This is a genomic window from Citrobacter sp. Cpo037, from assembly GCF_030332945.1.
GTDB lineage: Bacteria > Pseudomonadota > Gammaproteobacteria > Enterobacterales > Enterobacteriaceae > Citrobacter > Citrobacter portucalensis.
The window spans coordinates 82,576-94,980 of sequence record NZ_JAOWGW010000007.1; the positions used below are offsets into that span (position 1 = coordinate 82,576).

At 53.9% G+C, this 12,405-nt stretch carries 13 protein-coding genes and 1 tRNA gene; 6 read left to right on the plus strand and 8 right to left on the minus strand.

Annotation, left to right across the window (positions count from 1 at the left end; genetic code table 11):
- Nucleotides 1–12 precede the first annotated feature (12 nt).
- A complete protein-coding gene (gene rsuA, locus OGX94_RS00410; RefSeq protein WP_003834586.1) occupies nt 13–720 on the minus strand; it encodes a 16S rRNA pseudouridine(516) synthase RsuA in 708 nt (235 codons plus the stop codon).
- Between the two features lie 151 nt (nt 721–871).
- Between rsuA and radD the strand changes: the two genes are divergently transcribed.
- Together radD and rplY are read left to right on the plus strand one after the other, a co-directional pair.
- Entirely contained in the window at nt 872–2,632 is a 1,761-nt protein-coding gene (gene radD, locus OGX94_RS00415; protein ID WP_032934604.1) for a DNA repair helicase RadD, read from the plus strand.
- A 124-nt stretch (nt 2,633–2,756) separates the two neighbouring features.
- A complete protein-coding gene (gene rplY, locus OGX94_RS00420) occupies nt 2,757–3,041 on the plus strand; it encodes a 50S ribosomal protein L25 (RefSeq protein ID WP_003027502.1) in 285 nt (94 codons plus the stop codon).
- A 119-nt stretch (nt 3,042–3,160) separates the two neighbouring features.
- Here the strand turns inward: rplY and yejK are convergent, their stop codons facing one another.
- A complete protein-coding gene (gene yejK, locus OGX94_RS00425) occupies nt 3,161–4,168 on the minus strand; it encodes a nucleoid-associated protein YejK (protein WP_003027504.1) in 1,008 nt (335 codons plus the stop codon).
- Between the two features lie 134 nt (nt 4,169–4,302).
- Between yejK and OGX94_RS00430 the strand changes: the two genes are divergently transcribed.
- The 4 genes from OGX94_RS00430 to narP all read left to right on the plus strand — a co-directional run bounded on the left by OGX94_RS00430 (nt 4,303) and on the right by narP (nt 7,329).
- Entirely contained in the window at nt 4,303–4,530 is a 228-nt protein-coding gene (locus tag OGX94_RS00430; protein ID WP_003027506.1) for a YejL family protein, read from the plus strand.
- A gap of 31 nt (nt 4,531–4,561) precedes the next feature.
- Complete coding sequence (gene yejM / locus OGX94_RS00435) at nt 4,562–6,322, plus strand: LPS biosynthesis-modulating metalloenzyme YejM (protein WP_003834595.1); 1,761 nt, start codon at nt 4,562–4,564, stop codon at nt 6,320–6,322.
- A gap of 74 nt (nt 6,323–6,396) precedes the next feature.
- Nucleotides 6,397–6,473, plus strand: a tRNA-Pro gene (locus OGX94_RS00440).
- Between the two features lie 208 nt (nt 6,474–6,681).
- Nucleotides 6,682–7,329, plus strand: a complete 648-nt coding sequence (gene narP / locus OGX94_RS00445; RefSeq protein WP_003834605.1) for a nitrate/nitrite response regulator protein NarP — start codon at nt 6,682–6,684, stop codon at nt 7,327–7,329.
- Nucleotides 7,330–7,425: 96 nt separating this feature from the next.
- On the opposite strand, the gene OGX94_RS00450 is transcribed toward narP, so the two are convergent.
- The 6 genes from OGX94_RS00450 to OGX94_RS00475 are packed head-to-tail and all read right to left on the minus strand — an operon-like array spanning nt 7,426 to nt 12,400.
- The gene (locus OGX94_RS00450; RefSeq protein ID WP_193134229.1) at nt 7,426–8,475 is read right to left on the minus strand and encodes a cytochrome c-type biogenesis protein CcmH; all 1,050 of its coding nucleotides are present in this window, start codon (nt 8,473–8,475) and stop codon (nt 7,426–7,428) included.
- Nucleotides 8,472–9,029, minus strand: a complete 558-nt coding sequence (gene dsbE / locus OGX94_RS00455) for a thiol:disulfide interchange protein DsbE (protein WP_003834613.1) — start codon at nt 9,027–9,029, stop codon at nt 8,472–8,474. Before dsbE ends, OGX94_RS00450 begins: the two co-directional genes overlap by 4 nt.
- On the minus strand, nt 9,026–10,981 hold the full coding sequence (locus OGX94_RS00460; protein ID WP_008785295.1) for a heme lyase CcmF/NrfE family subunit: 1,956 nt from the start codon (nt 10,979–10,981) through the stop codon (nt 9,026–9,028). The genes dsbE and OGX94_RS00460 overlap by 4 nt, the downstream gene beginning before the upstream one ends.
- Nucleotides 10,978–11,457 (minus strand): cytochrome c maturation protein CcmE, encoded by a 480-nt coding sequence (gene ccmE / locus OGX94_RS00465; RefSeq protein ID WP_003834619.1) that lies wholly within the window; start codon nt 11,455–11,457, stop codon nt 10,978–10,980. Before ccmE ends, OGX94_RS00460 begins: the two co-directional genes overlap by 4 nt.
- Nucleotides 11,454–11,666 (minus strand): heme exporter protein CcmD, encoded by a 213-nt coding sequence (ccmD, locus tag OGX94_RS00470; protein ID WP_003834621.1) that lies wholly within the window; start codon nt 11,664–11,666, stop codon nt 11,454–11,456. The genes ccmE and ccmD overlap by 4 nt, the downstream gene beginning before the upstream one ends.
- Complete coding sequence (locus OGX94_RS00475; protein WP_257661805.1) at nt 11,663–12,400, minus strand: heme ABC transporter permease; 738 nt, start codon at nt 12,398–12,400, stop codon at nt 11,663–11,665. The genes ccmD and OGX94_RS00475 overlap by 4 nt, the downstream gene beginning before the upstream one ends.
- Nucleotides 12,401–12,405 lie beyond the last annotated feature (5 nt).

The window sequence follows — 12,405 nt, forward strand, 5'->3', positions numbered from 1 at the left end:
TAGCTCCTGAAATTAACGCGGGGTTAAGTTAACGCTGGCGATTTCTTCTTCGGTCAATGGACGGTATTCACCCGGCTCCAGATCGTCATCAAGCCTGATGTCACCAATTCGTTCACGGTGCAGTTCCACAACGTGGTTACCCACCGCGGCAAACATACGTTTTACCTGATGATAGCGCCCTTCGCTGATGGTCAATCGCACCTGAGTTGGCGTAATGACCTCCAGAACAGCCGGTTTGGTCAGGTCTTTTTCATTATGCAACTGTACGCCACGGGCAAACTGCTCGGCGGTATCGTCTGCCACTGGCGACTCCAGCGTCACCAGATAGGTTTTCTCACAATGGTGACGAGGAGAGGTGATACGATGCGACCACTGTCCGTCATCGGTCATCAGTACCAATCCGGTGGTGTCGATATCCAGACGCCCTGCCGCATGCAGTTTGTAGGCAACCGGTTCATCAAGGAAATAGAGCACCGTCGGATGATCCGGGTCATCCGTTGAGCAAACATAACCCTGAGGCTTATTCAGCATAAAATAGCGCGGGCCATTTTGTTGAACGAGGGAATTACCGTCATATTCGACGTCGTGTTCTGGTAGCAGCTTAAAGGCACTGTTTTTAACGATTTCACCGTCAACGGTAACGCGGTTAGCACGGATCTCACGCCCGGCAATAGCGCGGCTGACGCCGAGTTGCTGAGCGATAAATTTATCAAGTCGCATGAGTGTGATTTTTGCCTGTAAAAATACGAGAAGCGGGTTTACGCCCGAAAAGTGGGACTGTTATCCGCCCAGTATAGCGGTGTTACACCATCCCTCAAGGGAAATGATTCATGGCATACTATACATTGTTGCTGTTTACCTTAATGAGCTCATGATTTTTACTCTTCGCCCGTACCAAAAAGAAGCCGTGGACGCCACGCTCAACCATTTTCGCCACCACCGCACGCCAGCGGTTATCGTCCTGCCAACCGGCGCGGGCAAAAGTCTGGTGATTGCAGAACTGGCCCGCGTGGCACGTGGTCGCGTACTGGTACTGGCGCACGTCAAAGAACTGGTCGCACAAAACCATGCCAAATATTGTGCGCTGGGGCTGGAAGCCGATATTTTTGCCGCAGGCCTGAAGCGTAAAGAGAGCCACGGGAAAGTAGTCTTTGGCAGCGTACAGTCGGTAGCGCGTAATCTGGACGCCTTTCAGGGTGAATTCTCCCTGCTGATCGTCGATGAATGTCATCGTATTGGCGATGATGAAGAGAGTCAGTATCAGCAAATCCTCACTCACCTGACTAAAGTAAATCCCCACTTACGTCTGCTCGGGCTTACCGCCACACCTTTTCGTTTGGGTAAGGGCTGGATTTATCATTTTCATTATCATGGTATGGTGCGCGGCGATGAAAAAGCGCTGTTTCGCGACTGCATTTATGAATTACCGCTGCGCTACATGATTAAACACGGCTACCTGACGCCGCCAGAACGCCTCGACATGCCGGTCGTGCAGTATGACTTTAGCCGCCTGCAGGCACAGAGTAACGGCCTGTTTAGCGAAGCGGATCTGAATCAGGAGCTGAAAAAGCAGCAGCGAATAACGCCGCATATCATCAGCCAGATTATCGAGTTTGCCCAAACCCGCAAAGGGGTGATGATTTTCGCCGCCACCGTTGAGCACGCCAAAGAAATTCTGGGCCTGCTGCCCGCTGACGACGCCGCGCTAATCACTGGAGATACGCCAGGCGCTGAGCGCGACGTGCTGATTGAAGAGTTCAAAGCCCAGCGCTTTCGCTATCTGGTGAATGTGTCGGTCCTGACCACCGGCTTCGATGCCCCGCACGTCGACCTTATCGCTATTCTGCGCCCAACAGAGTCAGTTAGCCTTTACCAACAAATTGTCGGTCGTGGGTTGCGCCTTGCACCGGGTAAAACCGACTGTCTGATCCTCGATTATGCCGGCAACCCGCACGATTTGTACGCACCGGAAGTGGGTGCTCCGAAAGGAAAAAGCGACAACGTTCCGGTACAGGTGTTCTGTCCTGCCTGCGGATTTGCAAACACCTTCTGGGGCAAAACCACGGCAGACGGCACGCTGATTGAACATTTTGGCCGCCGCTGCCAGGGATGGTTTGAAGATGATGACGGCCATCGCGAACAGTGCGATTTTCGTTTCCGTTTTAAAAACTGCCCACAGTGCAACGCGGAAAATGACATCGCCGCCCGCCGTTGTCGGGAGTGCGATGCGGTGCTGGTTGACCCGGATGACATGCTGAAAGCCGCGCTCAGGCTCAAAGATGCGCTGGTCCTGCGCTGTAGCGGTATGGTGTTACAAAACGGGCAGGATGATAAAGGCGAATGGCTGAAAATCACCTATTACGATGAAGATGGCGCTGACGTCAGCGAACGCTTTCGCCTGCACACTCCCGCGCAGCGTACGGCCTTCGAACAACTGTTTATTCGCCCGCACACCCGAACACCCGGTATACCCTTACGCTGGATAACCGCCGCCGATATCCTCAATCAGCAGGCGTTGTTACGGCATCCTGATTTCGTGGTGGCGCGTATGAAAGGTCAGTACTGGCAGGTCCGTGAAAAGGTCTTCGATTATGAAGGACGCTTTCGTCGGGCACATGAATTACGCGGTTAATCGTACTTTTGATTGATGTACCAGCCGTTTGAGTATAGAATCTCGCCCGCTTTTGCATACGCAAAGCAGATCACTTACCTGTTGCTGGGTCGCCTGTAGCAGGAATTATTAAAGAGAGATTTAAATGTTTACTATCAACGCTGAAGTACGTAAAGAGCAGGGTAAGGGTGCGAGCCGCCGCCTGCGTGCCGCTAACAAGTTCCCGGCAATCATCTACGGTGGCGCAGAAGCCCCGATTGCTATCGAACTGGATCACGATGCAGTTATGAACATGCAAGCTAAAGCTGAATTCTACAGCGAAGTTCTGACCATCGTTGTTGACGGTAAAGAAGTTAAAGTTAAAGCTCAGGCTGTACAGCGTCACCCGTTCAAGCCGAAGCTGTCTCACATCGACTTCGTTCGCGCGTAATCGCCAACAAGTTGAAGAAAAACCCCGCCTTGGCGGGGTTTTTTTATGGGATTTTTTTGGCGGTAAAGATGAAGCACGCTTGCCGGATAAGGCGTTTCCGCTCCATCCAGCAAACGGTTTTATTTCCCGCCCGACGTGCGACGCTGCAGCTGGTCGCGCAGGTTCGGCGGCGTACCTTTGATGGTCAACGTATCTGTAGCCGGATCCCAGAAAATACGCTCACCCAATAACATAGCGTCGAAGTTAATGGTTAACCCACCGCCGCTGCCGGCAAATTTGGTTAACTGACGCAGCGTACTGCGATCCGCAGGGAAGCTCTCTTCCAGCTCGTAACCTTTATCAGCGGTAAATTCGCTGAAGCTAACTTCACTGACGCCGGAAAGCTCTTTAGACAGCGACTCCAGTTCGATCTCTTCACCAGCCTGCAGCTGCTCGTTACAGTAGCTATACACCTGCTGACGCACGTTCTGGCGTTCGGCTTTATCGAGTTGCGCCTCGGCAGTAAAGTCATCGACCGCCTGCAGCAGGCCACGGTTTTGCGCTTTGGCATTCAGACCTTCGCTGGCACCGAGGAAGTCCATAAAGAAATCGGCGACTTTGCGCCCTACCCGCCCTTTCAGGAACGTCAGATAGCGCGTGGACTCCGGGTTGGTTTCCCACTCGGTTAAATCAATGCGCGCCACGATGTCCGCATGATTGATATCCAGATAGTGCGTCGGATTGATATCCAGATTTTCATTGACGCGCATGCTGCTTAAATTGTTCAGCACAGCAACTAACAGATACTCTACCGCCAGATAGCGATAATGGCAGAACAGAACAATACCACCGTCGGCAAAAGGATATTTCGCCAGTTCGTCCCGCAAGCGTCCGGTCGCGGCACGACTAAATGCCAGAAAATCCTCTTCACCCTGACGCTGTAAACGCAGCGTTTGCGCCAGTTCACTCTCTTCGCTAAACAGGCCATAGGCTTTATTCTTGGCGCTATACACCCGATGCAACTCAGCCATCATATCGACAACCGTCGCTGTCGGTTCCAGTAATGAATCGCGCAAGACCAGCTCAAGGTTCTGCTCGTCACGTTTGATAAGCTGGTGCAGGGCAATCTGGTTGATATCCAGACTCATGATAAACTCTCCTTTTAGACCGGGCGGTATTCAACCACCTGCCGGGCAGTGACGCAATAGAAGATAAAAAAGCAGAAAAAAAACTGTCTGTACGGTAATATGTTGCCCTTTCATGAACAGACTGATTTCGATTTATGCCACAAATTTCCCGCTATAGTGACGAACACGTTGAACAACTGCTGAATGAGATGCTCAACGTACTGGAAAAACATAAGGCGCCGACCGACCTTTCCCTGATGGTACTGGGAAATATGGTGACTAACCTTATCAATACAAGCATCGCACCGGCCCAGCGCCAGGCGATTGCCAACTCTTTTGCCCGCGCATTGCAGTCTTCGGTAAACGACGACCAAGCGCATTAAGAGCCTGCTCCGGGGAAACGAACAACAGTTTATGGTAACTCATCGTCAGCGCTACCGTGAGAAAGTCTCCCAGATGGTTAGCTGGGGGCACTGGTTTGCCTTGTTCAACATTCTGTTGGCCATGGTTCTCGGTAGCCGTTACCTGTTTGTCGCCGACTGGCCGACAACCCTTGCAGGTCGTGTATATTCCTACCTGAGCGTTGTCGGGCATTTTAGCTTTCTGGTGTTTGCCACCTATCTGCTAATCCTGTTTCCCCTGACGTTTATCGTCATGTCCCAGAGGCTGATGCGATTCTTATCGGCTATTCTGGCGACGGCTGGCATGACGCTGTTGTTAATCGACAGCGAGGTTTTCACCCGCTTCCACCTGCACCTCAACCCGATCGTCTGGGAACTGGTCATTAACCCTGACCAGAATGAAGCGGCGCGTGACTGGCAACTGTTGTTTATCAGCGTGCCGGTTATCCTGTTAATAGAAATGTTGTTTGCGACCTGGAGCTGGCAAAAGCTGCGCAGCCTGACGCGTCGTCGCCATTTCGCCAAACCGTTAGCGGCATTCTTTTTCGTTTCTTTTATCGCCTCGCATGTGGTGTATATCTGGGCTGATGCCAATTTCTATCGCCCGATTACCATGCAGCGCGCAAACCTGCCACTCTCTTACCCGATGACGGCGCGTAAGTTTCTGGAAAAACATGGCCTGCTGGATGCGCAAGAGTATCAGCGTCGCCTGATCGAACAGGGCAATCCGGAAGCGGTTTCCGTGCAGTACCCGCTCAGCGAACTGCACTATCGCGATATGGGCACCGGCCAGAACGTTCTGCTGATCACCGTAGACGGCCTGAACTACTCACGCTTTGAAAAGCAGATGCCTGCGCTGGCTGAGTTCGCCGGGCAGAATATCTCCTTTACGCGTCACATGAGCTCAGGCAACACCACGGATAACGGGATCTTTGGCCTGTTCTACGGCGTTTCGCCAAGCTACATGGACGGCATTTTATCGACCCGAACGCCTGCGGCGCTGATCTCTGCACTGAACCAGCAGGGTTATCAGTTAGGGCTATTCTCCTCGGATGGCTTTACCAGCCCGCTTTATCGTCAGGCGCTGCTGTCAGATTTCTCCATGCCGAGCGTGCAAACGCAATCAGACGAACAAACCGCAAGCCAATGGATTAACTGGCTGGGACGCTACGCGCAGGAAGATAATCGCTGGTTCTCCTGGGTCTCCTTTAACGGGACAAACCTTGATGACAGTAACCAGAAGAACTTTGCCAAACGCTACGCCAGCGCCGCTCAGGATGTGGATGCCAATATTAACCGTGTTCTTAGCGCCCTGCGCGACTCGGGTAAACTGGACAACACGGTGGTGATTATTACCGCTGGTAGAGGCGTGCCGCTGACGCAGGAAGAGAACAACTTTGCCTGGTCGCGCGGTCATCTGCAGGTTCCTCTGGTTATTCACTGGCCGGGAACACCTGCCCAGCGCATCAATAGCCTGACCGATCATACAGACCTGATGACGACGCTGATGCAGCGCCTGCTGCATGTCAGCACGCCGGCTAACGAATACTCGCAGGGGCAGGATTTGTTCAATGCAACCCGTCGTCATTACTGGGTGACCGCCGCTGACGGCAGCACGATGGCAGTGACCACACCAGAGATGACGCTGGTACTGAACAACAACGGTAATTACCAGACCTATGATTTACGTGGCGAGAAAATTAAAGATCAGAAACCGCAGCTCAGCCTGCTGCTACAGGTTCTGACGGATGAGAAACGATTTATTGCTAACTGATTAATTATAAATCAGTTAGTGAGGCATCCTCTTGCATTCGTAGCGGAAAGCAGTAGTATTAGCAGCCATAGCGTCGGCACGTAGCGCAGCCTGGTAGCGCACCGTCATGGGGTGTCGGGGGTCGGAGGTTCAAATCCTCTCGTGCCGACCAAAAATCCCAGAAAAAACCAACCCTTGTGGTTGGTTTTTTTATGCCTGCGATTCCGCATTCCTGAGTTTTACATCAGCCTTCAGCACAGGTTTTACTACTTACCCATGCATAAATTGGGGTAAAATTTATCTTCTCATCAGCGCGATGAATCTGGACGATTGATGCGCTGAAAACAATAATGATACTAATAAAAGCTCAGGAGAATAGTATGCCTGAAGTAACGCCTTTTCGGGTGCTGATTGTCGACGACCACCCGCTCATGCGGCGGGGAATTAGTCAATTATTGCAACTGGATCCCGCATTTGACGTAGTCGCTGAAGCTGGCGACGGCGCAAGTGCTATCGATCTGGCAAACCGTCTGGACCTTGATGTGATCCTGCTGGATCTCAATATGAAAGGTATGAGCGGGCTGGACACCCTGAATGCGCTGCGTCGGGACGGCGTCACCGCGCAAATTATTATTCTTACCGTATCGGATGCCGCCAGCGATGTGTACGCCTTAATTGATGCCGGCGCGGATGGTTATTTACTGAAAGATAGCGATCCTGAAGTCTTGCTGGAAGCCATTCGTAACGGCGCCAAGGGGGGTAAAGCGTTTAGCGCTCGCGTTAGCGAATATCTGCGCGAACGTGACCTGTTTGGCGCACAAGAAGATCCGTTCAGCATTCTCACCGAACGCGAGCTGGATGTATTGCATGAACTTGCTCAGGGGCTGTCGAACAAACAGATTGCATCAGTGCTGAATATTTCTGAACAGACGGTGAAGGTGCATATTCGCAACCTGCTGCGCAAACTCAATGTGCGTTCTCGCGTTGCTGCCACCATCCTGTTTTTGCAAACTCGCGGCATGCAGTAATCAATGAGATGCCGGATGACGACGCAGCAGCGTCATATCCGGCCTACAAAGCTCGCACAGGCCCGAAAGCAGCACGCCTTCGGGTAATCTGGACTCTTACTTCTCCTGCGGCGTTAGCTGCTCCATCGCCTGCTTAATGCTGCGTTCTATCACCGCCCGACGGGTATCATTGGCCGGTAATAATTTCAGCATCATCTCCCACGCCGCAACCGCCTCACCAAAGCGCTGCTGTTCAAAAGCGTTAAATGCGTACATGCTGAGAACCCGCACGTTGGCATGCTCGCCGCGCACCAGCTGGCGTAACAGCTCCCCGCCCCTGCGATTATCGTCAGGATCGGATGAACGGGTCAGTGCTTCCGCATAACCCAGCGCCGCATCGCTGTTTTTAGGATCCAGTCGATATGCATTGGCATAGGCTTCAGTGGCCGTACTGGCATTACCGAGTACCATGCCAATACGACCAAGCATGATCCAACCTTCAACGTTTGTAGGATCGGCTTGTAAACGCGTGCGCAGCCCCAGCGCCAGACGTGTCATATCCTCTTCATTGAGCGGGGCAGCTTTCGGATCCAATGCGCGTTCCAGCAGCGCCGGAGCCTGAGCAGTGGCCTGATGCCAGACCTGAACCTGCTTATAGCTGCCGGTTTCATAATAGCTCACCGCGCCAACGATCAGCGCCACCACGATGCCGGGCACAAACAACCCAAATCCACCGCGCTTGCCATCCGGGATAACGTCATCAGGAAACTCTTCCAGCTTCACCCGGACGCGTCGGCGAGTACGGGCAAAAATAATCCAGCCGCCCAAACCAATCGCTACTACCGGCATCACCCACAAAAGCACTGTAAGCGGCGTCAACGGTGGATCGTAGGTGACGAAGTTGCCGTAGCGCGCCACCATGTAGTCGACAATCTCTTTCTGACTTTTTCCTTCCTGCATCAGTTCGTACACTTTCTGGCGCAGGTCAGTGGCAATCATCGAGTTAGAATCGGCGATACTGTTGTTCTGACATTTAGGACAGCGCAGCTGTTCGGTAAGCTGACGGAACTGCTGCTCCTGCGCTTCATCCTTAAACTGCATCACATCGATGGTCGCCAGCGCAGATCCCGAGATAACCAGCATCAGCAGGCCCAGTAAAAATCTCATTGCGCAGCCTCCTTACTGTACTTATCCCACAACGGTTTGATCTCGCTCTCCCACACCCTGGCATTCAAATCACCGGCATGGCGATACCGAATAATACCTTTACCGTCGATCAGGAACGTTTCCGGCGCGCCGTACACGCCAAGATCCAGACCGAGCATACCGTCGCCGTCAAACAGGCTTAATGAGTAAGGATTGCCCAGCTCTTTCAGCCAGACAATGGCTTTCTGACGATCGTCTTTATAGTTCAGACCCACCACCCGCACGCCTTGTGCAGACAGCTGGTTCAGATACTGATGTTCGGCGCGACAGGTCGGACACCAGGTCGCCCAGACGTTCAGCAATACCGGTTTGCCCTGGGTCAGCACATCGGCCTGATAATGCTGACCTGGATTCTCCAGCGACTCCAGGCGGAATGTCGGAACGGGTTTGCCGATCAACGCCGATTCCAGATTCGTGGGATCGTCCCCCTGAGCGTTACGCGCCAGCTGCCACAGCAGCGCCGCCGCAATGATCAGAAAAATAATAAACGGAATTAACAGTGCGTTGCGCTTCATACAGCCTCCGACGCATTTTTTTGCACCGCGGCGCGAGGACGCGCGCGCTGACGATAGCGTGGATCAAACAGGCAGAACAATCCGCCCAGCGCCATCAGCAATCCTCCGGCCCAAATCCAGCGAATAAACGGTTTGTAGTACAGACGCACAGCCCATGCGCCGTTATCCAGTTCTTCACCCAGCGCGGCGTACAGATCGCGCGTGAACCCGCCGTCAATTGCCGCTTCGGTCATCATCGAACTGGTGCTGTTATAGAAGCGTTTTTCCGCATGCAGCGTGGCTTCCGGTTTGCCATCTCTGGTAACGCCAATAATGGCGACACCGCCCCGGTAGTTAGGTCCGGTAATATCTTTCACTTCGCGGAACGTGAACTGATAGTTATGGATACTGACGCTATCACCCGCTTTCATGCGGACATCGCGTTCAACGCTGTAGTTCTGGCTGAAGGCAATACCGACAATAGTAATCGCCAGCCCAACGTGGCCCGACACCATGCCCCAATAGCTTGGTGTTAATTTCGTTCCGCGGGAAACACGCAGGAATGCTTCGGACATCGCCAGCACGAATATCCAGCATGCCATCGCCAGCCCTACCACCGTCATAGCGGCAATGCGATCCTCAAACAACCACGGCAGCAGCAGCGACAGAACAAGCGTGGTGACAAACGCGATAATCAGTAACGTTTTCAGTTTACGCGGTCGGTCACGGCCCCAGCGCACTAATGGCCCAATTCCCAGCAACAGCGCGAACGGCGCCATCAGCCAGGTAAACATGGTGTTGAAGAACGGTTCGCCAATCGAAATGCTGCCCAGACCCAGCTGTTTGTGCACCAGCGGCAGCAGCGTGCCCAAGAGCACCACCAGCATGGCGGCAATCAGCAGAACGTTGTTGCCCAACAGCAGAGATTCACGCGACCACAGCGCGTTGTTTACCCGTGAACGGACCTTGTGACCGCGCACCGCAAACAGCAGCAGGGAGCCGCCAATCACCAATACCATAAAGGCCAGAATAAACATCCCGCGTGACGGATCGGAGGCGAAGGCATGCACCGATACCAACACGCCGGAGCGCACCAGGAAAGTACCTAACAGGCAAAGCGAGAATGCGCAGATTGACAGCAGCAGCGTCCAGGCTTTAAAGCTGGCACGCTGTTCGGTTACCGACAGCGAGTGCATCAGCGCCGTTCCCACCAGCCATGGCATAAACGAGGCGTTCTCAACTGGATCCCAGAACCACCAACCGCCCCAGCCCAGCTCGTAATAGGCCCAGGCCGAACCGAGCACAATACCCAGCGTCAGGAACACCCACGCCGCCAGCGTCCACGGACGCGAAAAACGGGCGAAGGTACTGTCCAGTCGTCCGCTCATTAGCGCGGCAATCGCAAACGCGAAGGCCACGGAGAAGCCGACATACCCCATGTACAGCAACGGCGGATGGAAAATCAGCCCCGGATCCTGCAACAGCGGGTTCAGGTCGCGCCCTTCAATAGGGAAGTTGGGCAACGTACGGGCAAACGGGTTGGAGGTAAACAGAATAAACAGCAGAAAGCCAACGCTTACCATCCCCATCACCGCCAGCACGCGAGCAACGATGTCCAGCGGCATTCGCTGGCTGAACGCCGCAACGGCGAACGTCCAGCCGCTCATCAGCAGCACCCATAGCAACAGCGAGCCTTCATGAGCCCCCCAGGTTGCTGCCACCCGATACCAGACCGGAAGCTGGGTATTGGAGTTGCTGGCAACGTAGGTGACGGTAAAGTCATTAACCACGAAGGCGTTGACCAGAATCAGGAACGCCCCCATCACGCAGATAAACAGAACCCAGGCAAAAGGCCGCGCGGAGGCCATCATTCGCACGTCGCCGCGCGCTACGCCCCACAGCGGATAGACCGACAGTAGTAACGCCACGCCGAGCGCAAGGCACAACAGCGCATTGCCAATTTCAGGCATCATGACGTTTTATCCTTATAAACACTTTCCGGGCGACGATGGTTTTCCTGCATCGCTTTTTCGACTTCCGGCGGGGTGTAATTCTCATCATGTTTGGCAAGAACCTCTTTGGCCTGCACATGATTTCCTTCGTCCAGTTCGCCCTGAACAACGACACCCTGCCCTTCGCGGAACAGATCCGGCAGAATGCCTTCGTAGGTGACATCCACCACACCTTCGGCGTCATAGATACTGAAATTCACCTTCAACGACTGCGGGTCGCGCTTTACGCTACCGGGCATCACCATTCCGCCCACGCGCAGGCGCTGACCGACTTCGGGCATCTGCTGCGTTTCGCGCTTACCGTAGAGTATCTCTCCCGGCGTATAGAACAGGTCAATATTAGAACGCAGCGCATAAAGCACCAGCGTAATGGTCAACGCCAGACCCGCCAGTACCGCACAGGCTATCCATAACCGATTTTTACGTCGAATATTCACGCCGCCTCCCGTTGCACTTGCGCCGCACGCATACGCGCTTCTCTCGCCCGCTGCTGCGCCACACCGCGTAAAATTGCGCGATGTTGTAACGCGGAATGCAGTACCAGCACCACCAGCGGGATAATGCTCATCGCTACGGCAAGCCAGACATACAAGGCGTAGCCGCCCATCGCGAAAAAATCACTCCATGATGCAAATGCAGGGGTCATTGGCGGCCTCTTTTTAAGATCAGTTCGCTCACCCACGGGCGGCGTTTTTCCATCATCAAAACCAGGTTACGCATGCGCATCAGCGCCAGCGTGACAAACAGTAACAGGTAGCCGACGATCGCCAGACGCAGCGGCGTACGCATCGCCGGATCGATGCTTTGCTGCATGCGGGTAGACCCCTGATGCAGCGTATTCCACCACTCAACCGAGTAGTGGATAATCGGTAAGTTGACCACGCCAATCAGCACCAGAATACCGGCGGCACGACCTGCCAGACGGCGGTCGTCAAAGGCATGCCACAGCGCAATGGCGCCCACGTAGAGAAACAGCAGCACCAGTTCAGAGGTGAGTCGGGCATCCCAGACCCACCAGGTTCCCCACATCGGTTTGCCCCATGCGGAGCCGGTCACCAGCGCAATAAAGGTAAACACTGCACCAATCGGCGCCATCGCAGCCAGCGCCAGATTGGCCATTTTCATCTGCCAGACCAGGCCGATAAACGCGGCAACAGCCATCGAGGCATAAATGCCCATCGACCAGATTGCCGCCGGAACGTGCAGATAAATAATGCGATAGCTCTGCCCCTGCTGATAATCCGCAGGCGCAAAACCAAAGCCCCAGACCCATCCCGTTATCAGTACCACCGCGCTGGCAATCGCCAGCCACGGGATAAACCAGCCACAGATCTGATAGAGCCGAGGGGGCATCGCCAATTGATGAAGTGTTTTCCACATAGTTC